The 24,826-nt window shown below is 37.3% G+C and carries 21 protein-coding genes and 2 pseudogenes; 7 read left to right on the forward strand and 16 right to left on the reverse strand.

Going from position 1 to position 24,826, the window contains the following annotated elements:
• Positions 1-678: 678 nt before the first annotated feature.
• The 6 genes from RHO12_05400 to RHO12_05425 form a co-directional block, all read right to left on the reverse strand.
• Complete coding sequence (locus tag RHO12_05400) at positions 679-1,254, reverse strand: isochorismatase family cysteine hydrolase (GenBank protein WVD67215.1); 576 nt, start codon at positions 1,252-1,254, stop codon at positions 679-681.
• Between the two features lies 1 nt (position 1,255).
• Positions 1,256-1,891, reverse strand: a complete 636-nt coding sequence (locus RHO12_05405) for a thiol:disulfide interchange protein DsbA/DsbL (protein WVD67216.1) — start codon at positions 1,889-1,891, stop codon at positions 1,256-1,258.
• Positions 1,892-2,023: 132 nt separating this feature from the next.
• Positions 2,024-2,407 (reverse strand): RidA family protein, encoded by a 384-nt coding sequence (locus RHO12_05410; protein ID WVD67217.1) that lies wholly within the window; start codon positions 2,405-2,407, stop codon positions 2,024-2,026.
• 123 nt (positions 2,408-2,530) lie between these two features.
• Positions 2,531-3,877 (reverse strand): APC family permease, encoded by a 1,347-nt coding sequence (locus tag RHO12_05415; GenBank protein WVD67218.1) that lies wholly within the window; start codon positions 3,875-3,877, stop codon positions 2,531-2,533.
• Between the two features lie 187 nt (positions 3,878-4,064).
• Complete coding sequence (locus tag RHO12_05420) at positions 4,065-4,484, reverse strand: OsmC family protein (GenBank protein ID WVD67219.1); 420 nt, start codon at positions 4,482-4,484, stop codon at positions 4,065-4,067.
• 116 nt (positions 4,485-4,600) lie between these two features.
• Complete coding sequence (locus tag RHO12_05425; GenBank protein ID WVD67220.1) at positions 4,601-5,416, reverse strand: MBL fold metallo-hydrolase; 816 nt, start codon at positions 5,414-5,416, stop codon at positions 4,601-4,603.
• 100 nt (positions 5,417-5,516) lie between these two features.
• Here RHO12_05425 and RHO12_05430 point away from each other — a divergent pair, with 100 nt between their 5' ends.
• The 3 genes from RHO12_05430 to ilvN all read left to right on the forward strand — a co-directional run bounded on the left by RHO12_05430 (position 5,517) and on the right by ilvN (position 8,623).
• Positions 5,517-6,179, forward strand: coding sequence for an HD domain-containing protein (locus tag RHO12_05430; protein WVD67221.1), 663 nt, complete (start codon positions 5,517-5,519; stop codon positions 6,177-6,179).
• Positions 6,180-6,643: 464 nt separating this feature from the next.
• Positions 6,644-8,332 (forward strand): acetolactate synthase large subunit, encoded by a 1,689-nt coding sequence (gene ilvB, locus RHO12_05435; GenBank protein WVD67222.1) that lies wholly within the window; start codon positions 6,644-6,646, stop codon positions 8,330-8,332.
• Between the two features lie 3 nt (positions 8,333-8,335).
• The gene (gene ilvN, locus RHO12_05440) at positions 8,336-8,623 is read left to right on the forward strand and encodes an acetolactate synthase small subunit (protein ID WVD67223.1); all 288 of its coding nucleotides are present in this window, start codon (positions 8,336-8,338) and stop codon (positions 8,621-8,623) included.
• A gap of 96 nt (positions 8,624-8,719) precedes the next feature.
• Here ilvN and RHO12_05445 read toward each other — a convergent pair whose 3' ends face one another.
• From RHO12_05445 to lolA, 4 genes are all read right to left on the reverse strand, one after another.
• Positions 8,720-8,923 carry a heavy-metal-associated domain-containing protein gene (locus RHO12_05445; protein WVD67224.1) on the reverse strand — a complete coding sequence of 68 codons (204 nt, stop codon included), beginning with the start codon at positions 8,921-8,923 and terminating at the stop codon, positions 8,720-8,722.
• Between the two features lie 76 nt (positions 8,924-8,999).
• On the reverse strand, positions 9,000-11,261 hold the full coding sequence (locus RHO12_05450) for a heavy metal translocating P-type ATPase (GenBank protein WVD67225.1): 2,262 nt from the start codon (positions 11,259-11,261) through the stop codon (positions 9,000-9,002).
• A gap of 167 nt (positions 11,262-11,428) precedes the next feature.
• On the reverse strand, positions 11,429-12,766 hold the full coding sequence (locus tag RHO12_05455) for a replication-associated recombination protein A (protein ID WVD67226.1): 1,338 nt from the start codon (positions 12,764-12,766) through the stop codon (positions 11,429-11,431).
• Positions 12,767-12,778: 12 nt separating this feature from the next.
• Positions 12,779-13,372, reverse strand: a complete 594-nt coding sequence (lolA, locus tag RHO12_05460; GenBank protein WVD67227.1) for an outer membrane lipoprotein chaperone LolA — start codon at positions 13,370-13,372, stop codon at positions 12,779-12,781.
• A gap of 375 nt (positions 13,373-13,747) precedes the next feature.
• Between lolA and RHO12_05465 the strand changes: the two genes are divergently transcribed.
• Positions 13,748-14,278, forward strand: coding sequence for a DUF1440 domain-containing protein (locus RHO12_05465; protein WVD67228.1), 531 nt, complete (start codon positions 13,748-13,750; stop codon positions 14,276-14,278).
• A 96-nt stretch (positions 14,279-14,374) separates the two neighbouring features.
• Here RHO12_05465 and RHO12_05470 read toward each other — a convergent pair.
• The 5 genes and pseudogenes from RHO12_05470 to alr all read right to left on the reverse strand — a co-directional run bounded on the left by RHO12_05470 (position 14,375) and on the right by alr (position 20,103).
• Positions 14,375-15,922, reverse strand: a pseudogene (locus tag RHO12_05470) (DNA translocase FtsK).
• Positions 15,923-16,654: 732 nt separating this feature from the next.
• A pseudogene (locus tag RHO12_05475) lies at positions 16,655-17,197 on the reverse strand (DNA translocase FtsK 4TM domain-containing protein).
• Positions 17,198-17,511: 314 nt separating this feature from the next.
• Positions 17,512-17,958, reverse strand: a complete 447-nt coding sequence (locus RHO12_05480; protein WVD67229.1) for a GNAT family N-acetyltransferase — start codon at positions 17,956-17,958, stop codon at positions 17,512-17,514.
• Entirely contained in the window at positions 17,945-18,985 is a 1,041-nt protein-coding gene (gene mltG, locus RHO12_05485) for an endolytic transglycosylase MltG (GenBank protein ID WVD67230.1), read from the reverse strand. Before mltG ends, RHO12_05480 begins: the two co-directional genes overlap by 14 nt.
• A gap of 5 nt (positions 18,986-18,990) precedes the next feature.
• A complete protein-coding gene (gene alr, locus RHO12_05490) occupies positions 18,991-20,103 on the reverse strand; it encodes an alanine racemase (GenBank protein WVD67231.1) in 1,113 nt (370 codons plus the stop codon).
• 494 nt (positions 20,104-20,597) lie between these two features.
• Here alr and RHO12_05495 point away from each other — a divergent pair, with 494 nt between their 5' ends.
• Positions 20,598-21,776: a PLP-dependent aminotransferase family protein gene (locus RHO12_05495; GenBank protein WVD67232.1), complete on the forward strand. Its 1,179-nt coding sequence runs from the start codon at positions 20,598-20,600 to the stop codon at positions 21,774-21,776.
• A 106-nt stretch (positions 21,777-21,882) separates the two neighbouring features.
• Here the strand turns inward: RHO12_05495 and RHO12_05500 are convergent, their stop codons facing one another.
• A complete protein-coding gene (locus RHO12_05500; GenBank protein ID WVD67233.1) occupies positions 21,883-22,239 on the reverse strand; it encodes a DUF305 domain-containing protein in 357 nt (118 codons plus the stop codon).
• A gap of 182 nt (positions 22,240-22,421) precedes the next feature.
• Here RHO12_05500 and hcp point away from each other — a divergent pair, with 182 nt between their 5' ends.
• Together hcp and nsrR are read left to right on the forward strand one after the other, a co-directional pair.
• Positions 22,422-24,092 carry a hydroxylamine reductase gene (gene hcp, locus RHO12_05505; GenBank protein ID WVD67234.1) on the forward strand — a complete coding sequence of 557 codons (1,671 nt, stop codon included), beginning with the start codon at positions 22,422-22,424 and terminating at the stop codon, positions 24,090-24,092.
• A gap of 299 nt (positions 24,093-24,391) precedes the next feature.
• Positions 24,392-24,808 carry a nitric oxide-sensing transcriptional repressor NsrR gene (gene nsrR, locus RHO12_05510; GenBank protein ID WVD67235.1) on the forward strand — a complete coding sequence of 139 codons (417 nt, stop codon included), beginning with the start codon at positions 24,392-24,394 and terminating at the stop codon, positions 24,806-24,808.
• Positions 24,809-24,826: the final 18 nt, after the last annotated feature.

The following is a 24,826-nucleotide window of genomic DNA, read 5'->3' on the forward strand; positions in this document are numbered from 1 at the left end:
GAGGTTTAGCGTTACAAGGATAAGTTAATTGGTAAAGAATTAAATCAGTTCTATAAAGAAAATTACAGAACTGAGTAAAATAAATTAGAATTATTAACTAAGAGTAAACGAGATAAAGCTAACTTGCTGTATTATCTTTAAGATCATATTCACGTCTGGCGTAAATAAAACCATCTAAACAATCTAATTTACCGATAGGAGCTGTAGAATAAACACATTCTAGATCGCAATTATTATAATATTGACCACCAACACTAGAACCAAATGTTGCTTCAACAACGCTAATATGTCTGATCTATAGAGATCGCCAAATTGAAACGATCTCTATAGATCAGACAGCTAATACTTTCGTAATCAAACTCGATCGGCTTTCTATCAAGATAATAACGAATCAATAAATATCTACTACTAGGTGAATATTGTAATGCTACAGCCCTTAATTGTGAATAAACTTCACCTAATAATACTCGGTTAAAATACAAAATAAGCCAGTCAGGAAGATTATATTTCATCACTTATTCATCTCTTTTAGTATGACAGTAGTTTGATCTGCCGGCACAATATGAGCACCTTTTGCTAGTTTCAACTAAAGGATATTTACCGACCTATATTCCATCGAGTAACAATTGGTTATCAGTTCCCTGATTCACATAACGCCTTATTTCCTACAGTGCTATCTTAAAAATCACTTTTTAATTGAGCGGTACTCATAACGGTAGCAATATTATTTAAAAACTTGATCGAACTATCATGCTCATCTTGAGTCGGCGCAGCACAAGCATCTTCGATAATAACAACGGCATAGTCTCGATCATGGGCTTCTCTTGCGGTGCTTTGTACTGTCATTGCGGTGCTGACGCCCGCAATAATTAATTGCTCAATTTTATTGGCTCTTAATACAGCCTCAAGTTCCGTACAGTAGAAGGCACTGACTCGGGGTTTAACAATAATCATATCAACTTTATCGGTATGTAAATCAGGATGAAAGTCGGTGCCTATTTCACCGAGTGTCAGCGCACCGATTTGATTAGCTTTCGAAAAAACCGGCGAGTGCTTGGGCTGCTCGATATAGTTCGCGTTAAAACCAACTTTTACTAGCAGCTTTAGCCACCCTTTGCTATCTGCAATGGTTAATATTTGATTGGCGTTAGCGATAATATTTCGCTCTGCTGCTTGGCTAGCACTTCGTGCTATTTTGCCTTCTGGATGCATGATATCAATAATGTAGTCAATGCCAATAAATGCCGTTTTCATGCTAGTTACCTAATATTTCAATAAACTCGTTTAATTTATCTTTAACGTCTTGGTATTGATTAGCGCTATTAATGAGTATTTGATATTTTCCATCAATATAAATAGAGGGAACATATTGTAGATTATAAGCTTGCGCCAATGTAACCGCTTGGCTTAGTTTTTCGGTCACGTCTTGTGAATTGTAAAATTTTTCGAGTAAAGCACGGTCAACATTCTCACTTTCGGCCCAATCAAAAATTTCATTTATATTACCGAAGTTTAAGCCTTGATCATGAATAGCGGCATAAATAAGTGGCGTCATACGCTCCTGCTCTTGATGAGAAATCATCTCTAAAGCATAAAATAAGCGCGCATATTCAACCCATTTGCCCTTACGAGGAATTGCAACACGTGTAAAATTAACATTATCAGGCTTTTGCGATAACCATGCATTAATTTGAGGCTCTAGGGTATAGCAGTATGGACAACCATAGGAAAAAAACTCAATCACTTCTACCTGCGTGCTACTGCTGGGAGAGGTACTGACTGGTTTTTCAAGAATGACATAATCTTTATTTTCTAGCAATACAGCAAAAGTGCTATTCACCAATGTTAAAGACAAAATTATGACAACTATTTTAGATATAAATTTACTCATTATAATTACCCTTAGTCAACGCTGACTTAATAGCTATTGATAACACTACAATAAAACACCATCGCTCGACAAAAAAACTCAATAACATTAGCTTTATCCTCGATAATTATTTACCGAGGTGGGAATGCTTGGTTATTTAGCAACAATCACTTCAATTTCAACTTTAGCATCTTTAGGAATTCTAGCAACTTGTACGCAAGATCGCGCAGGAAATGCCGCATTATTTTGTGTAAAGAATTGCTCATAAGCGCTATTAACCGCAGCAAAATCATTCATATCTGCTAAAAAAATAGTAGTTTTTACAATGTTAGCTGGCGTGCAATTCGCCGCAGTTAAAATCGCTTTGACATTAGCTAAACTTTGTCGAGTCTGTGCACTAATATCTTCAGCCATCAATCCCGTTGCTGGATCAATTGGGATCTGACCTGATACAAACATTAAATTACCCAAATCAACTGCTTGAACATATGGACCTATCGCAGCTGGTGCTTTATCTGAATTGATAATTTTAACCATTTTTATTCTCCTAATTTATGCCATTTTATCAATATTATTATTAAAATGACTAACAATCATAATAGCCAATCTTATACTAAATAAGCTAGATCTGCTCGGTATATACAACGCCGACGCCAGTGATCATTGGACACGGTTTAACCAGCTTAAATTTACTTTCCCTTTATTAAAAAGCAGTATCATTATGCCAATAATTAGCCAAATGGCACCAACAATTTTAGCATCATTATCAATATTAATCAGCACAGGCAATAACATCAATATACCAAGAATGGGCATTATAATATCAAAAATGAATGATACGATACCACTACGTTTTTGCTGCAATTTAAAGTAGCCAATAACAGCAACATGCAGCATAATAAATGCCGTTAACGCCCCTACGTCAACAAATGAAACTAGTGTAGGTAATCCTTTAGCATAACTTGCCGCAATTGCTGCTAAGCATAAATTAAAGATCGCAGCAAACCATATCGCCACTATCGGCACCCCGGTTTTTTCGCCAACCTTTGATAATATTACGGGTAGACGTTTATCTCGTCCCATGCTAAATAATAAACGACTTGCAGCAGCTTGTCCGACCATTGCCGCAAATGCGGCTCCGACAGCTTTCATCAATCCTAAAGACCAGCCAAGCCATAGTGATAATTCTTGGTTGACAATTTGGTAATACGCTTTACCTTGTAGACTAGGGTTAGCCCGTAAATATTCTGCCGAGTAAGGACTTAATAGCGCACCGATATAAGTTTGTATAATAAATAGAGCGCCAGCTAAAATTAAGCAACCAATAATCGCTTTGCTGACTAAACTACACGCCCCACCATTTTCTTCGGCAAAGGTGGCAATTGCATCAAAACCTAAGTAAGATAATACGGCGATTGAAACTGCGGCAAATAAGCTATTCCAACTGAATAATTCACCACCAATAAAAGGCTCTAACCAATCACGCTTTACGCCATCTTGGAGCAAAACCCAGATCCCAACTAGTAGAACAACTGCCAGAACCATGATCTCTAAAATTAAAATGATTAAGGTTATTTTAGCCGACTTTTTAATACCGATAAGGTTAAGTGTGGTTGTGATAGCAACGGCAATACATACCCAAATCCAGATCGGCACATCAGGAATTAACGCATTTAATGAGATACCACTAAACAAATAAGCAACCGCAGGAATAAACAGATAATCAAGTAGTAATAACCAACCGACTAAAAAACCAGCATGAGGATGAATACCTGCAGAGCAGTAGGCATATACAGATCCGGCACTAGGTAACTCGGCAGACATTCTGGCATACGAAAATGCAGTAAATGCCATAATAATCGTCGCAACAACATAGACCAGCGCTACAGCGCCATCGCTGATTGCATCTAGAACACCAAACAAGCCAACCGGAGCCGCGGGACCAATAAAGAGTAACCCAAGGATCACCAACTCTTTAAAATGCATACTTTTCTTTAATTGTGGCATAAATGATCTCGATAAATTAACATTTAAAGCCTATATCTTAGTTATATTGTGTTAATATGCTAAGAATAAAAGGCTATTATGTTATTCCGAACAGCTATATGCTTGGAACTCGCTACAAACAATTTTTTATTTATTACCTATGAAAATAATCCCGCAAAAGCGGGAATATTTTAACAGGAAAACTCACTTATTTTTGTGATCTAATTTCATAGGTATAGCTCATTTTTGCTGTTTTTGCTAGCATAATCGATGCGCTACAATATTTTTCGGATGCCAGCTTAATTGCTCGCTCAACGGCTTCATTTGAGATTGAATTACTGATTAAAACAATATGGAAATTAATTGATGTATAAACTTTAGGTGAAGAATCTGCTTGTGTTTTTTCGATATCAATCCACATATCGAGAATCTCTTCTTTCGCGGTTTTTAATATCGCGGTAATATCATATGCCATGCAACCTGCTGCACCATGAAGAAGTAACTCCATCGGCCTTGCTCCTCGGTTACGTCCGCCATGTTCAATACCGCCATCCATAACGAGCGTATGACCACTGGCTGTTTCACCAATAAAACCAAATTCATCAATCCATTTTAAACGATCTTTCATGTCAAACTCCCTCACTGATAATTGAATTAAGTTATATTTATTCTATTATGTTTAGTTAATAAAATCACGGTCGAATCAGCTAATTTAGTAAATAACCGAAACGATGAATATAAAAATCAATCTATTTCGATAGTTAAGCTAACGCCAACTTCTTCAATCGGAATTGCGCTATTTAACTCAGCTTTTGCACTAAATGATACACAATGACATGGGTAAAGTAACTTAATATTATTTTCAACAAAATACTCAATTGTGCGGTGCAGTTGCTCGGACACCTCTAACAGATGAAATCCGCCAATAATGCCGGCTACCTTCTGTTCGTTACACACTTGCTTTGCATATTCAACAATATTACAAATGCCACTATGAGAGCACCCAGTAATAATAAATAAGCCCTCTTTACCGCGATAAACTAATGCGGAATCATCCATCACATAATCAGGTTTAGTAAGGCTTTGTTGTTCATCTACTATTGTGCCCAATTGTTGTCGTTGTTCAAACTCATTTAATGATGGGATTTCACCTAAAAAAGTAATATTAGACGTAATGTTAATTGGTGTTTTAGAGAGTTGTAATGAACACATTTTAGTTAATTGTTGCGCATTAAATGGCGCACCAACTGGTTGTTGGGCAAATATTTTCGGCTTAAACGCATCTGGATGGGCAACGACTTTGATCTGTTTAAGATCAATTTTATTAACTAAATATTTTAAGCCTCGTGTATGGTCATTGTGCCCATGAGAAAGTACAATGGTATCTACCTGAGTTAAATCAATACTAAGCAGCTCAGCATTTTTAATAAAAATATCAGAATAACCAACATCTAATAATAGTCTGTTATTACCATCCTCAATGTAATAACAGACTGCCGGTTCACCATAATAATAACGATCAATTAATGTATTATTATCAACCAAAACTACCAGTTTCATTTATTTGCCTCTTTTACTCATCATTCGATTTTCACTCACAGAATACAGGATTATTATGTATAATTGCGATATTGTTTAATTTTGCCGGATATAAACTCAAATGTTAACTAAACATCAACAGCAAATCATTGCCAATACTTATGAATATGCTAAACAAAAACTTTCTCACGATTATTCAGGGCATGATATTGCACATATTACCCGAGTTGTTAAGCTGGCTCAACATATCCAAAAAACAGAGCCTGAGTCAAATCTATTTATTGTCACAATAGCGGCTTATTTACATGATGTGATCGATGATAAAGTGATTGAAAATGTTGAAAAAGGTAGACAAGAGCTGATTGAGTTTATGCTACAGCAACAAGTTGAATCCTCTGCTCAGCAAGCCATTTTAGATATCATTGATAATATGTCTTTTCGTAAAAATTTATCGACCAAGCAACCGTTAAGCAAAGAGGGTGAGATAGTACAAGATGCGGATCGCTTAGATGCTATTGGCGCTATCGGCATTGGTAGAACATTTTATTATGGTGCCAATAAAAAAAATGTTATGTATGACCCAGCTATTGCACCACGGGTCAATATGAGTCTAGAAGATTATAAAACACCAACCACAGTGATCAATCACTTCTATGAAAAGTTATTATTACTTAAAGACCAAATGAATACTGCCGAAGGTAAAAAGCTAGCCCTGCAGCGACATCAGTTTTTACTTAATTTTTTACAGCAGTTTGAAGATGAGTGGAATGGAAGTCTTGCATAATATAGCGCATATTTCCGTGTAAACCTTATCGTACAATATGTTTTGGTGTAATTTTAGATTAGGGTAATAGACTGCTTTTTGACGCTAGCGTTATGCGAATACAGAAAAATAGGCGCTACCAAACCAAACTAATTAATGTTTATTACGTGATCATTTTCACATTTTCTAAATAACTCAAAAAAATTAGAATAAAATAATTGCGCCTATAAAAAATTTATGTTCTTATAGACAAAGTTTCTTAACAATAAAATGAGTTTAATCCTATGACTACACGTATGAAGGCACAGCTTATTGCTACACTGATTAATTCAGTGGTCCTCGTCGTGCGTGTGGTGGTCGGCAATGCGCCGCGACGGGATTAAATCAACTAGTTGACCAAAACCCCGCCGGTGCAAACCGAGCGGGGTTTCTTTTTTCTAACTTCCCGCTCTAATTTTCCCGGCTAACAATAAGGATAAAGAGCAATGCAATCGTCAAATACCATCACAAGTATGCGGCTAACGGGCGCACAATTAATTGTGAAGATGTTAGAAAATTATGGCATAACACAAGTAGCTGGCCTACCTGGGGGCGCAATATTGCCATTGTATGACGCCTTAAGCCAAAGTAAAAAGATTGAGCACATTCTAACGCGTCATGAGCAAGCTGCTGGCTTTATTGCGCAAGGTATGACCCGAGTAAGTGGTAAACCAGCAGTCTGCCTTGCTTCAAGTGGACCTGGTGCAACTAATTTACTCACCGCAATTGCCGATGCTAAACTTGATTCAATCCCGATCATCTGTATTACCGGTCAAGTCTCCTTATCAACAATTGGCACTGACGCATTCCAAGAGGTCGATACTTATGGCATATCAATACCGATTACTAAGCACAACTATTTAGTACGAACAATTGAAGAATTGCCCCATATTATTCAAAGCGCATTTAAAATCGCACAATCAGGCAGACCCGGGCCCGTGTGGATTGATGTGCCGAAAGATATTCAGACTGCAACCATTGACATCGATAGATTACTCGAATTACCCGCACTGAACCGCTCACCCAAAGCAGCTATTGCGCAAATTGAGCAAGCTGCAAATTTGATTAATCAGGCTAAAAAGCCAATTCTTTACCTTGGCGGCGGGATTATTTTTGCTGATGCACATAAACCAGCCCAGACGCTTGCCGAAAAATCGAATTTACCGACCACGACGACGCTAATGGCGCTGGGTTGTATACCTAGTGATAATCCATTATCACTAGGCATGCTAGGTATGCATGCCAAACGTAGCACTAACTTTATTTTGCAGGAAGCCGATTTACTCGTTGTGCTTGGTGCAAGATTTGATGATCGCGCAATCGGTAAAACCGAGCAATTTTGCCCACATGCTAAAATTATCCACGTTGATATTGATCGTTCTGAATTAGGTAAAATTAAGCAACCTGATATCGCTATTCATGCCGATGTGGCGGATGTTATTGAGCAGTTATTAACTAACGTTATTTCACAACCTAGATCTGATTGGCTCGCCCGGGTAGCACAACTACAACAGCAGTATCCATGTTATCACCAAAGTGATGACCCATTGAGCCATTATGGGCTAATTAGGAATGTTGCCCAAATCGTAGGTCCAGATGCGATTATCACTACTGATGTCGGCCAGCATCAAATGTGGGTTGCACAGGCCTACCCATTTAGTAAACCAAGACAATTATTAACATCAGGAGGATTAGGCACAATGGGCTTTGGCTTACCCGCTGCAATTGGTGCGGCACTTGCTGCACCAGCACGTAAAGTGATCTGCTTTACAGGCGATGGAAGTATTATGATGAATATTCAAGAGCTGGCGACAATCGCTGAACACGATTTAGACATTAAGATTATTTTACTCAATAACCAAGCGTTAGGGCTGGTTTATCAACAGCAAACACTATTTTATGGCGAGCGAATTTTTTCATCTACATCACCCTATCAAGCTGATTTTATAAAAATAGCGCAAGGTTTTGGCTTAAAAACGTGTGATTTAAATCAAGTAGAAAACCCACAGCAAGCCTTGGCTGATGCACTAAATAGCCATGGTCCTTGTTTGATTCATGCCTGCATTGATACTAATGAAAAAGTCTATCCGATGGTACCACCCGGTGCTGCAAATATTGAAATGGTAGGAGAATAATAGATGTCATCAATAACTAAACAAATCGTTTTAACATTAACCGTTGCGAATCACCCTGGCGTAATGACCCATATTTGTGGCTTATTTGCTCGCCGCGCCTTCAATGTCGAAGGGATCTTATGTTTACCATTAAATGATTCAAGCTTTAGCCGGATCTGGTTGCTGGTTAAAGATGACGAACGACTACCACAAATGTTAAGCCAAATAGAAAAACTAGAAGATGTTCAAGCAGTGGTAAAAACTGATGATTGTAAGATTTTTATGCAGCTGGCGGAATTACAAAAAATTTAATCACTCGATAATGGCGTGACACATATTAATTAGATAGTTCGTTATAAGCTATATCGTAATATTTTTTACGATATAGCTTTGACTGCCTACAGTTATTCAATAGCTAATACCCACAAATTGATAACCAGCATCATCTACGGCTTTAATCGCCGCTTCTTGCGAAATCGAACCACCTTCAATAGCTACTTCTTTTTTAGTGAGATCAACGGTCACCACCGCTTTGGGATCAATGTCATTAATCGCTTTAGTGACGGCTTTTACACAGTGATTACAACTCATATTATCAACAATTAATTTCATTTTATTCTCCTCAATTAATATTACGATGTATACAGTATCATACTAGTAGAATTTATTAGTGCCATCTTAATTTATGCTACTTTCTTAGCAGTCGAAGTCCATTAGCAACCACTAATAAGCTGGTGCCAATATCGGCAAACACCGCCATCCACATATTTGCCTCCCCCATAAATGTAAGTGCAAAAAATAGCGCTTTAACCAATAGCGCAAACGTAATATTTTGCACCAAAATCGTAAATGTTACTTTTGATAAGCGAATAAACTGTGGAATTTTCCGTAAATCATCATCCATCAAGGCAACATCTGCAGTTTCAATTGCGGTATCAGTACCGACCGCTCCCATCGCAAACCCAATATCGGCTTTAGCTAGCGCTGGCGCGTCATTGATACCATCCCCGACCATGCCAACAATACCTGATTGCGATAATTCACTCACTACGGCTAATTTATCTGCTGGTAATAAATTACCTTTTACCTGATCAATGCCAGCTTGCTCTGCTATCACGTTAGCCGTATAAATATTATCTCCCGTTAACATAACGGTTTTAATGCCTAATTTTTTGAGCTCGGCAATCGCTGCAACACTCGTCTCTTTTATGGTATCAGCTACCGCAAATAGACCTTGCACACCTTGTGGTCCTATTAGCATAACAACTGTTTTACCTTGTTGCTCTAAGCTTTGTATTTGCTGCTCTAACTCATGGCTACAAACACCGAGTTCTTCGACCATTCGGTGGTTACCCATAAACCATAATATACCCTCTATTTCGCCACGAGTTCCCTGCCCTAATATTGCGGTAAAATTAGTTACATTTAAGTGCGTAGTATTGTCTTCTTCAGCGGCTAAAGTGATGGCTTTAGAAACTGGATGATCGGAGCGAGACGCAAGGCTTGCGGCAATTTGCCTTATATCTTGTTCACTCGATGAACCCAGTTTAATAAAATCAGTCTGTTTTGGTTTACCATAGGTAATGGTACCAGTTTTATCTAAAGCGAGAGTGGATAGTTTACGGCCTTGCTCTAAATACATGCCGCCTTTAATTAAAATACCATAACGAGTTGCAGCCGCTAAGCCACTTACAATGGTTACTGGGGTTGAAATCACCAACGCACACGGACAAGCAATAACTAATAACACCAAGGCTTTATAAATCCAATCAAACCATATTCCGTGCATAAATAACGGTGGAATTAAGCCGATACACAAGGCAATAATAAACACGATTGGGGTATATATTTTAGCAAAACGATCAACAAATCGCTGTGTTTGTGCCTTGCTACCTTGAGCTGATTCAACCGCTTTGATTATTCTTGCTAATGTCGATTGTGTAGCTAGCGCAGTGACTTTATATTCAAACGAACCAGACTCATTAATTGTACCAGCAAAGACCTGATCGCCCATACCTTTTTCAGTAGGTAAGCTCTCGCCAGTAATCGGGGCTTGGTTAATCGTTGATTGCCCTGATGTAATTTTGCCATCTAAAGCAATACGTTCGCCTGGTTTTACGCGCACCACACTATCAATTAATACCGCTTTAACATCGACATCTTGCCATGTACCATCGGTTTGTAATACAGTCGCTCGCTCTGGTGTTAAGCTTAATAGATTTTTAATCGCATCACGAGCTCTATCCATTGATTTAGCTTCAATTGCTTCTGCTAAAGTAAATAGCACCATCACCATTGCGGCTTCAGGCCATTGCCCTATTATTAATGCGCCGGTTACGGCAAATGACATCAATGCATTCATGTTTAGGTTAAGATTTTTAAGCGCTATCCAGCCTTTTTTATAAGTGCCAATCCCGCCGATTGCTATTGCCACCAGCGCTAACGTTAAAACTAACCAATTAGGACCTGATATAAAATGGGTAATTTCAGCTGCTAGCGCTAAGATCCCTGCTAACGCGAGTTGTTTCCATTTTATTATCGGAGTGAAATCAGCGGTAGTATCAAAATTAAGGATCGGCTCTGGATCCATATCAATAGCAGTTAATGCCGCTTCAATACTTGGCAAAGATGCATTTCGATGATGAACCGTTAAAATACGCTGTATTAAGTTAAATTCAAGCGCAATAATTCCGGCCATATTAGCTAATTTTTTGCGTATCAATGCCTCTTCGGTTGGGCAATCCATATTACGAATACGATAAACCGCTTGTCTATCATTGCTTATGGGAATTGGCTTATCATTTGCCAATAAGATCGCATGTTCATCATTACAACCACAGTGGTGAGATTTTTTTTGATGCTGATGCTCGCCATGAGAAGCTGTCTTATGATGATGGACTGTCGATTGTTGCTCGTTACAGCAAGATGAATTATGTTTACGCTGACTCATAAGTAACCTCGTTGGTATTAATGCGCTTAGTTCCGCTTTAGGTAGCAGATATTTTTTATTGATGCTAAGCACTTTAAACCCTAAAGTGACTATAAGGTCAATAGATGATTTTATTTAATATTGATTTTCGTTAAAATTTCGCTATAAGCGTAAGTTACGGTATAAAATTAACGCTTTTTATACCGCTTTAGTGGACTATTGGAATCTAAATCAGCTAGCCATGCCAGTTTTTCTCTGTATTGCCTTTCAGCACCACGATCAGTTGGTTGGTAATACTGACTATCCGCCATCTCTGGAGGAAAGTAATTTTCACCCGCCGCATACGCATTAGCTTCATTATGCGCATAACGGTATTCATCACCATAACCCAAATTTTGCATAAGCTTTGTTGGTGCATTACGTAAATGATTAGGAACATCATAATCAGGTAAGCTTTGTGCATCTTTCATCGCTTGATTAAACGCCAAATAGACCGCATTACTTTTCGGAGCACAAGCTAAATAAACAATCGCTTGCGCGATGGCTCGTTCACCCTCAGCAGGGCCAACGCGAGTAAAACAGTCCCATGCCGATAACGCCACTTGCATTGCCCTAGGATCGGCATTACCGACATCCTCAGACGCTATCGCTAATAAGCGACGAGCAACATAGAGTGGATCGCCTCCGGCACTAATAATTCGAGCATACCAGTAAAGTGCCGCATCAGGCGCGGAGCCGCGAACTGATTTATGTACCGCGGAAATCAAATCATAATAACGATCGCCTTGATTATCAAAACGCGCACTGCGCTCACCTACCACCTCTTTTAATAATTCAGGCGTTAATGTTGGGCTATCACCAGCCATATCAACCAATAATTCAAGGGTATTTAGCGCGCGCCTTGCATCACCACCAGAAAATTGGGCTATTTGAGTTTTAGTTTCATCAAGCAATGTAATGCCGTTAGCGGCATAACCGCGTTCTTTGTCTGTCATCGCCTGCTGTAAAATTTGCTCAATATCTTGCTCGGTTAAAGACTTAAGTAAATAGACTCTCGCTCGAGATAATAAAGCCGAGTTCAGTTCAAAAGAGGGATTTTCGGTCGTTGCGCCAATAAAAGTAACCGTGCCATCTTCGACAAAAGGTAAAAAGGCATCTTGTTGACTTTTATTGAAACGATGAACCTCATCAACAAACAAAATCGTTCTAAATCCCATTTGTTGATTATTTTTAGCTCGTTCAACAGCCTCACGAATATCTTTAATACCTGAAGTGACCGCAGAAAGGCGTTCAACTTTGGCATTACCATGATGGGCTATTATTTCAGCTAACGTGGTTTTACCCGTACCTGGCGGCCCCCATAAAATCATCGAATGTAAGTGCCCTTCTTCAATCGCTTTTGGCAACGGTTTACCTACGCCAAGTAGGTGCGATTGACCAATATACTCAGCTAAAGTACGAGGGCGCATTCTAGCTGCTAATGGTTTAAACTGTTGATTAGAAAAATCAAATGAGAATGTTGACATATTCGCTTCCAACTAACGTTGATCATCCACCGTAACATGTTCTGGAATGGTAAATTTAAAATGGCCCATATCTACTTTCCCTAAAGTTTGATGAGAAAGTACATAAAAATTACGCTGACCATCACTCTCAATAATGGTAAAATCCGCAATCATACCTGATGGCAACACGCTAATGGTAAAATGCTGCGTTGAATTATCTGTTGGCGTCAGCGTAAACGTATTTTGTTTTCTTGACACTTGGTAATCATTCCAAATCGCATTATCACTACTTGTGATTAACAATAATAATCGATTATCTTCTGCTTGATCTAGCGCCATAACCGTTACTTGTTCAACCATTGGAGTATAAATCCATAATGCCGTACCATCTGACAATATCAGCGTTTCATCTGGCTCTGTCATTGTCCAATTAAAATAGTTAGGTCGATTAACCCACAGCTCGCCGCTTCCTTCTTGAATTAATTGGTCATCGGCAGTTTTAACCTCTTGAGAAAATTGAGCATAAAAACCTTGTACTTTACCCAAACGCTCCTTAAGTACATCTTTAGCATCTGCCCAAACAGAACAAGAAGCCAATAAACAGAGTATTAAAAGAATTTTTTTCACTCGTTACCTACCAAAATTAACTATTTATGTTAGCTATAATAAATCAAAACAGATAAATTATCAGCTTATTATATAATTAATTACTGTTTAAAAAAACAGTAATTAATTATGGTTGTCATAAATATTTTATTTACTAAAATAAACTACCATTAAAACGGCCCATTTTAGCTAAATCCCAATCTAAACAATTTATTCGTTACTTTAATTTATTATTTCATTTCAAATGGTTACATTAAATTGCCATCTTGAATAGCATTATTACTTGTGAGATACTTAAACGTTACTTTTAAAACAAAAAGTATCGAGAATACAATTAAGTCTAACTTTCGCGACTATCATATTCAATTATGAATTAAAGTCAGGAGAATATTTAAAATGAGTACAGGTTTATTTCAAAAAACAAAACCAGCAGCTAGATGCTATTCATTAGCGGTTTGGCTTGGCATTATTTCAGGGTTCATTTCAGCATTAGTTAAAAGCGGTACCGAGGGAATTTTACCTCCTCGCTTACTAACCGAAGGCGCTCCTCCTGTCACTTTATTAAAAAATTTGGGAGTCGATGTTACTCATTGGGCATACACCTATTCAGAGCAAGTGGTTTATTATGGTGGTAATTTAGTTCATATCCTGTTTTCAATTGTATCTGCACTTGTTTACTGCGTCGGTGCCGAGATTTTTCCTAAAATTAAGCTATGGCAAGGTATGGTATTTGGTTTAATCGTCGCGATCGCTTTCCATGGTATTTTAATGCCAATAATAGGTATTTCTACACCAGTTTGGGATCTACGCTTAGAAGAAATTATTTCTGAAATATTTGGTACAGCTTTGTGGGTTTGGGTGATCGAAATTGTTCGCCGTGATTTAAGAAATCGCATAACGAAAAAACCTGATCCAGAGTTTCAATAACAATCATTATTAGTCCAATGGTCATTTATTATTGGTCTATAAGTATTAAAGGGTTAACCACTTAATTGAAGTTAACCCTATTTTTTTAACATAAAATCAAGCATAATCGTTACTTGATGGTGGAGCTAAAACCTCACGATTACCATTATGACTTGGCGCACTTACAATCCCTTGTGATTCCATCTGCTCAACAATTCTAGCTGCGCGGTTATAACCGATACGAAATTGACGTTGCACACCTGATATTGATGCGCGACGTTTATCAACCACGAATGCGACAACTTGATCAAATAATGGGTCTAGTTCTTCATCTGTATTATCAAAACCATCGCTATCACCATCATCGGAACTAGTGGTAATATTTTCGATATACTGGACAGGAATACCACGCGCTTTCCAATCTTGCACTACACTATGAACTTCTTCATCACGAACAAAGGCTCCGTGCACACGAATAGGAATCGAGCTATTTGGTGCTAAATATAGCATATCGCCCATCCCAAGTAGTGATTCTGCGCCCATTTGGTCTAATATAGTTCGCGAATCAATTTTACTTGAAACAGTAAATGCAATACGTGTTGGAATATTCGCTTTGATTAAACCCGTAATAACATCAACAGATGGTCTTTGAGTTGCTAGCACTAAATGGATCCCTGCGGCCCGGGCTTTTTGCGCTAAACGAGCAATCAGTTCTTCAACTTTTTTACCCACCGCCATAATTAAGTCAGCAAACTCATCAACCATCACCACAATATAAGGCAATTTTTCGAGCATTGGCATATCAATGTCCATACTATCGCCCGGCCGCCATAACGGATCAGGGATTGGTCGCCCCATATCTTCAGCCATTTTTATTTTCTCGTTATAGCCAGCAATGTTTCGAACCCCTAAACTCGACATTAAACGATAGCGTTTTTCCATCTCGTTAACACACCAGTTAAGCGCATTCGCCGCATCTTTCATATCCGTTACTACATCAGTAAGTAAGTGCGGGATCCCTTCGTATACCGATAACTCGAGCATTTTAGGGTCAATCATAATAAAGCGAACATCTTCAGGTTGTGATTTATATAAAATGCTAAGAATCATCGCATTGACGCCCACAGATTTACCAGAACCCGTCGTACCAGCAACGAGTAAATGAGGCATTTTAGCCAAATCGGCAACCACTGATTGCCCCGCTATATCTTTGCCTAAAACAATGGTTAAAGGTGACTGAGCATTTTTAAACTGAGGGCTATCCAGTACTTCTCTAAAATAAACAGTTTGTCGATTTTGATTAGGTAATTCGAGTCCAACGTAAGGTTTACCAGGAATGACTTCCACAACCCGTACCGATGAGATGGATAATGAGCGCGCTAAATCACGATCGAGCGTAGAAATACGGGAAGCTTTAACTCCAGGAGCAAGCTCAATTTCAAAGCGAGTGATCACCGGTCCCGGTAAATAGCCGACGACTCGAGCATTTACTCTAAAATCAGACAAACTCTTTTCAATTAATTCAGCCGTTGCTTTTAATGCTTGGTGATCAATTTCAATTTGTTTTATAGGTGGAGCAGTTAATAAATCAAGCGCAGGCAATGGTGTTGTTGGCTTTTTAAGCGGTTTATTATCTTTTTGCAATAAAGGATGAATCAAACTATCGTGGATATTTTGCTTAGTGATAGTTGATGCAACAATTGGCTCATCATTTTCATCACTCATGATAGGCTCAGAAGTATCAACTAATGGCGTATAACTACCAACCGGTGCGATGCCATCTTGCTCATTAATATCAACCAATTTAATTAGATCATCTTCATCTTCATGTTCACTTTTTCCTTCTCCCTGCTGATTTTTATTATTTTTCAATAAAATCGGCGAGTAATAATCAGGATTAATAATAAATTGATGCGCGAGTTCGTCATCGATATCATGAGTTAATTTAGGTGGCGGGTTATTTTCATCAATCGTAATAATATGTGACTCGTCATATTTTACTGCCATTAACTCATGATCAAAGTCTGAAACCGCATTTACTTGGTTATTAATAACACTTGGAAAAGAGTCTAATTGGCGATTATCCTCAATATCGATAAGTTTTATGTCTTCAGTAGCAATGTGAATATCATTATTACCTTGCTCTACATCGATAGTTATCGGGGTGATTTGTTCATCGCCGCTTTCATTATCCAATGAGCTAACTAGTGCGGGTTCTGGTTCTAGATCCGTATCTAATTCTGATTGTTCTTGTTCTGACTTTTTAGTCAATAATGTCGCTATTTTTCGAAATAAGCTAATAATTAAGCCAACAATGAAAACCACTAACTTACCTGTGATTTCTGCAATAAAAAACCATGACAAACCAGTTAATAAAGTAATACAAGCAATACAAAATGCAAACAGAATAATTGTAGCGCCAATATGATTAAAAAATGGTACAACCTCATCTGCAACTATATTTCCTAAGATCCCTCCAGCTTGAAACTGTTCAACATCTTGAATATTGAGTGCAAAAAAACCAGTCGCACTAAAAATAAAAGCTAAAAATCCAATAACGCGCAGTGATAAACTGAAATAATTTATCAATTTATCGGCATGGTAATAAAAATAAAGCATACCTTGCACACAAAAGATGATAATAAAGATAGGAATGCTATAAGCCACAAAACCTAAAAACTGCAAAAAAACATCTGATAAGAACGCTCCAACGATCCCGCCCCAATTACGAATAGGTTCGTGCCAAGCGGTTTGTGACCAACCTGGATCAGCAGGATCAAATGAGATAAGCGAAAACAAAAAATAAATTGCGCCAGCCAATACTAAAAATAAAAATACTTCACATAAAATTTGCGTATTATTAAATTTTAGTTTTTGCTGCTTAGTTACCGCGTTGTCTGGCTTTTTCAAAGTACACCTAAATAATGTTGTTATGATCAATGTCTGCTTGTAGGCAAAATTGTATTGATTTTATCATATTTAAAACCAAGTTAAAAATGGGCATCGATGTTGAGATGTCCATTAACAGCAACTAAACGATCTAAAGATGTTAAGTCCTCACCAAAAGTGCCAATAAGCAACTATAAAAAGAGTAAAAATTTAAAGCTGCCATTGCAATGAAGCAATTGACTGTGGGGAAAATGTTGGCAAGCAATGTTAATTGCCGTTATTTTTTTAGTGTAAATAACCTAGTTATAGACAAAAGCACACCATAGTTCTAAAAATATCATAATAAAATACTGCGTTGAATACAGTTAAGTGGCTTGATAAGCTAAGTGTAATAATGGAAAGGGATTGCCTTGTCCATCTAACTCACTACGTCCAACAATTTCAAATCCTTGCTTTTGATAAAAGCGCAGCGCATGCGGGTTTTGCTCATTAACATCAAGGTATATTTGCAGATATCGCTGCTTAACAAAATTGAGTAATTGCTTACCATAGCCATTGCCTTGATGTTTGTCATCAATAAATAACATCTCTACATTATTATCATTAAGTCCAATAAACCCAACAATTTCGTCTTGGGCAAGCAAAACCCAAAGCTCAACCTGAGCAAGCCACTCATTTTTTAAACCTTGATATAACTTTTCGATATCTTGCTCGGTTAAAAAAGAGTGGGTTGCTTTAACGCTATGTTGCCATAAAGCCAGTAATATGGGGTGATCGCCTTGAACCGCTTGCCGAATTTTATTTTGCAACATTGTTAGTACCTCTTTTACGTATAAACTGCCTATATTTATCTACTGCTTGTTTATGATTATCATAATTAGTGGTAAACGTATGCCCACCATCACCATTAGCCACAAAATAAAGATAATTAGTCTGCTCCGGATGAGCTGCCGCTTCGAGTGAAGCAAGACTTGGCATCGCTATTGGTGTGGGCGGTAAACCTGAAATAACGTAGGTGTTAAAGGGGTTATTTTTATCTCTTAAATTTTTAGTAAATAAACGACCATTATAGTTATCTCCCATACCATAAATTACGGTTGGATCGGTTTGTAGTAACATATTATATTTTAAACGATTAATAAAAACTGAAGCCACTTTAGCTCTTTCATTATCAAGGCCCGTCTCTTTTTCAATAATAGAAGCCATAATAAGCAGCTCATATGGCGTTTTATAAGGCAACCCTTCGTCTCTGTTATCCCAAACGCTTTGCAAGGCAGTTTGCATTTTTTGATAAGCACGTTTCAAGATGGCGAGATCTGAATCATTTTTAATATAAGAATAGGTATCTGGGTAGAGCCACCCTTCAAGAGAACCATCAATACCGAGCATTTGAGCTATTTGCGTTAAAGGTAATCCAGTGAGCTTATATTCAAGATCGGCAGTGGACGCGAGGGTTACGAGCCAATCTTTAGCGGGCTTCCCTTCGACAAATTTAATTTGAAATTGAACTTCTTTGCCACTCACTAATAATTGTAAGAATGTCTCAACCGTCATTGCTGATGATAGCTGATAAGTGCCTGATTTGATGCCATGTAATGACGGCTTTATTTTCATTAAATAAGGAATCAAGTAAGCATCATCAACTAATGATGCTTGCTCTATTTGCTTAACAAATCCAGTAATTGAAGTGCCTCGCTTCAGCTCAAATAATTGATTAGATTCATTAACACGGATTTGGGTGTGTGAAAATTTTTCTAAAAAATAGAAACCAAAAACGGCAGTAATACTCAAAAGCACAACACTGACAATAATAAAATAGACAATAAGCTTTTTTTTCATAGTAATTAGTCTACATAGCGCAATTTTGCACGTTTCGTTAAACGCGTCAAAAGTTCATAAGGGCTCATACCTGAATGCGCAGCGATTTTCTCAACAGGCAACTCATCATTACCCCAAAATATGACTTCAGTTCCAGCTTGCTCTTTACTATCAGGACCAAGATCAATAAGTATCATATCCATTGCCACCCGACCAACTATTGGCACTAAGCGACCATTTAGCCAAACTTGAGTCCCAGGTGAAATATCTCTTGGGTAGCCATCACCATAGCCCATGGCAACGACGCCAAGCTTAGTATTGCGACTGCTTTGCCAAATAAGTCCATACCCAACCGATTCACCTTTTTTATGCTCTCTAACTGTAATTATTTCAGATTTTAGTTTCATCACGGGTTTTAAACCTAATTGGCAACCAGTTGCTTTATTAAGCTCGTTATAATCAAATGGCGACACCCCATAAAGGGCAATGCCGGGTCTGATCACATCCCTATGCGAGGCGTGCCATGCTAAAATGCCACCTGATGCAGCTAGAGATTGCTTGCCAAGTAATGACGGGTCGGTAATCGAATCGATGAATTGATCAAATACCGTAATCTGTTTTAGCGTTTCATGCGATGTCAAAATATCGGCACAACTAAAATGACTAAGTATATTTATTGGTTTTTTTACTGAATCACAATTTACTAGCTTGGCAAAAAACTGTGTCGCACTATCAGCCCTAAAACCAAGTCTATGCATACCTGAGTCTAATTTGAACCAAACTTTTAAAGCCGCTGGCGTCGATAATTGAGCTAACTTCTCAATTTGTTCAGAGCAATGCACAACTGTTTGTAAATCGTAATCAATTAATAATTGCATATCATCATGTTGAAATAAACCTTCCAAAACCACTATCGGCGATTTGATCCCTATTTCTCGAAGTTCAATTGCCTCTTCTAATCGCGCAACACCAAAATAGTCGATATGGTTATCGAGCAAAGTCGCAATTTTTTCTTTACCATGGGAATATGCATTGGCTTTTACTATCGCCATGATTTTACTATTTGGACTCAAGTTTCTAAAAAACGCGACATTATGTAATAATCCACTAATACTGATTTCAATTGTTGCAATTGACATTACGTTCCCTACTTATATTTATAACAATTTTATACGTATACGATTAATTAAGTTTTTGCAGCGCCATTAACTCTTTTGGCTGGTTAGTTCCGAGCAACTTTTCGAATCATGTATATAATAACAGCTAATATAATAACTAAGCTTATCACTCCCTAATATATTATCAAGATAACGGATACTGTAGAATGAAAAAGCGTAAAGGTTTAGTAAAACCAATACAGTATATTATAAAACTTACAATAGTTCTCATCATGCTAGGCATAATAAATCAACAATAATTGGTATTCCTACTGAATTTTAATACTATTGCAATAAACATAACATAATGAAATAATTGGAATAATATTAAAATTCGTTATGAATAATAATTTGCAATAAACCAGTATTTTGAGCTTATCTATTTTAATTTTTGTTTTTAATAATGACAAATAAATTTGCAAGTATTATATTTATCGTCTTAATAAAGATTATAAGGTATTTATAAGGTATTTACGATGTCTTCATCTATATGGCAATTTTCCAAACGCGCGGCTGCATTACAAAGTTCAGCAATTAGAGAAATTCTTAAAATAACAGAACTTCCTCATGTCATTTCATTTGCGGGTGGGCTACCATCGCCAAATACGTTCCCTGTTGAAAAAATCAAACAAGCAGTAGACAGAATCATGGAAAGTGATGAAGCATTTAGTGCATTACAATATGGGCCAACTGAAGGTTATAAACCGCTAAGAGAATGGATTGTTACTTTAATTAATCAGCGTGAAAAAACACAATTAAACGTTGATAATATTCTTATTGTAACCGGCTCACAACAAGCCCTTGATCTAATTGGTAAGGCGCTAATAGATAAGCAAACCAAAGTACTCGTTGAAACACCTACTTATTTAGGCGGTTTGCAAACCTTCACTCAATACGAACCGGAATATGTATCAATTGCTAGCGATGATCACGGTCTTAATCCCGATCTATTAAGTGATGAAGAGGCAAAATCAGCTAGTTTCTTATATACAATCCCTAACTTTCAAAATCCAACAGGAAGGCGTTTACCTGCCGAGCGGCGTAAAAAGCTAGCTGACAAAGCCGTCGCTAATAACTTATTGATGATTGAAGATGATCCTTATGGGGAACTCGATTATCAAGGGCATCGTTTACCTAGCTTAATCAGTTATGCACCAAATAATACCGTTTATTTAGGTTCCTTTTCCAAGATTTTAGCACCAGGAATGCGCCTAGGTTATGTTGTCGGACCCGCTGATTTTATTAGTAAGCTAGTGCAGCTAAAACAAGCTGCCGATCTGCATACACCTAGTTATACGCAGCATATTGCATATAACGTGATTAAAGATGGCTATTTAGGCGAGCATATACCGAAAATTCGAGAGCTGTACAAAAGACGTTGCCAATTTATGCTTGAGCAATTAGCGAAATATATGCCAAATACGGTGCGTTGGACTAAGCCTGAAGGTGGTATGTTTATTTGGGTGGAACTGCCTGAGCATATTAATAGCACAGAATTACTTACCATAGCAGTTAATAATAATGTTGCTTTTGTGCCTGGGGAAACGTTCTTTGCTACGGATCCCAAAACAAACTGTTTACGTTTAGCATTTGTTACGGTACCAGAAGAACGAATTGAACAAGGTATTAAAATCCTTGCTGGTCTAATTAAATAATCGAATATAGCAAGAGCGAGCCTCACGCTCGCTATTTTGCTATATTAACTGAATAAATTGTATTAGAAATAAATACCTATTATTTACTCACTCTATTTTGTAAAAACTATCGATTCTGATGCTTTTCAAGCCATTTTTTCATAAATTCAATCTCTTTTTCTTGCGCTTTAATCACTTGCACTGCGAGTGCTCTGATGTCAGGATCTTTACCATATTTTAGTTCGATTTTAGCCATATCGATAGCCCCCTGATGATGGGGGATCATTCCCGCAACAAATGCCACATCAGGATCTGATGACATCACACCTTCCATCATTGGTTGGTGCATTTCATTCATGGCATGTAAATATTCTTCTGTCATTGGGTTCATATTTTTATCCACTACTTGGTGATCAGTATGAGCTAAAGCACTTGTTGTAGATAGTAATATGATTGAGCAAATAATTAATATTATTTTTTTCATTGGGAATGCCTCTATGGTTAACGTTGGAAATAATAATTAAGTGTAAGTATTTTTGATTATAAAGTCTGCAAGTAATCAAAATATTTTCTTTTCAAAATTCATTTTGCCTTTTAAACTTTAAACATGTATTTTTAATACATGTTTTATCGAAAATAAAAATAACCATAAATAAAGGAGCAATTATGTTTTGTATTCAATGCGAGCAAACAATAATAACATCAACAACTAAAGGCTGTAGCTATACCAAAGGTATGTGTGGCAAAACAGCCGAAGTATCGGACTTACAAGATATCTTAGTTGCAGCGCTACAGCGTGTCTCATTTTGGGCATCAATTTGCCACCAATACCAAATTAGTGATAGAGCGGTTGATCGATGGTCATTCCAAACATTTTTTGCCACGCTAACAAATGTTAATTTTGATCCAGAAAGAATACTGAATTATATACAGCAAGCGGATATACACAGTCTAAAGTTAGAACAATTAGCTAAAGCAGCTGCAATACAAGCTAACCATTCCTTACCACCGCTATCTTACGCCGCTCAAATGCAATATCCAAAAAATAAAGAAGAGCTACTAAAACTGGCTCCTAACGTCTTTTTGAATAGAGGTAAAGGCGATATCGAAGATGATGTAATTGGTCTGCGTTTACTCGCTATTTATGGTTTAAAAGGTTTAGCTGCATATATGGAACACGCGGCAGTTTTAGAACAATTCAGTGATGAAATCTGTATTGAATATCATCAAATAATGAACGTATTAGGCAATAACCCAACCGATATAAGCGAGTTGCTTGATTTATCAATCGCCATTGGTGCATTAAATTATAAAGTAATGGAAATGCTTGACGCAGGAGAAACAACGATATTTGGCCACCCAGTACCAACTCAAGTAAATACCAAACCCATCTCAGGTAAATGTATTTTAGTTTCAGGGCATGATTTTAAGGATTTAAGATTAATTTTAGAGCAAACACAAGGAAAAGGAATTAATGTCTATACCCACGGTGAAATGTTACCTGCTCATGCCTATCCTGAGCTAAAAAAGTACCCTCATTTAGTCGGTAACTTTGGCAGTGCTTGGCAAAATCAACAAAATGAATTTGCGCAATTCCCAGGTGCAATTGTGATGACATCAAATTGTCTTATTAACCCTTTCGCTGGGCGATATGCTGACCGTATTTTTACTCGTAGCATCGTTGGCTGGCCTGGGGTCGTTCACCTAGAAAACGATGACTTTAGTGCTGTAATTGAGTGTGCATTAAATCAATCTGGCTTCAAACATACCGAATTAGAACATTACATTACTATCGGTTTTGCACGTAATGCCTTAATGAACGTTGCGCCAACAGTCATAGAACAAATTAAAGCAGGTAATATAAAACACGTCTTCTTAATCGGAGGATGTGATGGGATTAGCGATGAGCGCCATTATTATACGGATATGGCCAGTCAGGTTCCACAAGATAGCATTATTTTAACATTAGGCTGCGGAAAGTATCGTTTTAATAAACAAAACTTTGGTGATATAAACGGTATTCCTCGCTTAATTGATATAGGACAATGCAACGATGCATATTCAGCAATTCAATTAGCTCTAGCGCTTGCAGAGACATTTGAATGCGGAGTGAACGAATTACCATTAACGCTTGTACTATCTTGGTTTGAACAAAAAGCGATTGTTATTTTATTAACGTTATTATCTTTAGGGGCAAAAGGTATCTATACCGGTCCATCTATGCCTGCTTTTTTGACCAGTAACCTCATTAGTATTTTACAAAAAGAGTTTGACCTAAAAGCAACAACAGATGCCAAAGAAGACTTAGCGAGAATTTTAACGGTAAACGCAGCTTAATCAGACTTAGTTTTATTTAGCCCTTATATTTAATAAGGGCTAATATTGAATAATTATTAAGGTCAGCTATGATCTTTGTCACGTATAAAAAAAGACTTATAACACCAGATGTTCTATTTTCAAACCATGATAAAAGGCTATTTTTAGCTTTCAAAAAATAAAAGAACACAAGCGTTAATATTACACGAGTTAAAAATTGAATTTTCACTCAATTAGGCTCAAGTTGGCCTATACATAACATTTGGTTAGGATAATAATATATAAGTTATTGAATATAAAAAATAAACTAAGGAGAAAAATTGCAACTATCAAGTTTTACGGATTACAGTATTCGAGTGCTAATTTATTTAGCTATGCTAGATAAGGACGAATTAAGTAATATAGCAACGGTAAGTGAGCATTATCATATATCTAAAAACCATTTAGTCAAAGTGGTCCATAAACTCGGTCAACTTGGTTATATTGACACAATACAAGGCAAAAACGGAGGTATCAAGCTGAAAAAATCGCCGAAACAGCTAAATGTTGGGCAAATAATTCGCCAACTCGAACCATTAGAATTACTTAATTGCGGCGCATCATTTTGTCATATTAGCCCAGCTTGTCGCTTAAAAAAATATCTCATCGATGCTAAAAATGCATTTTTAAACGAGTTAGAAAAATACACGATCTATGATTTAATTAATAATAACCAAAAACTTCTTAATTTGTTATGAAAATTATTATGTAAAAAA

Source organism: Orbaceae bacterium lpD02, assembly GCA_036251875.1.
In the GTDB taxonomy this organism is placed as follows: Bacteria; Pseudomonadota; Gammaproteobacteria; order Enterobacterales; family Orbaceae; genus Orbus; species Orbus sturtevantii.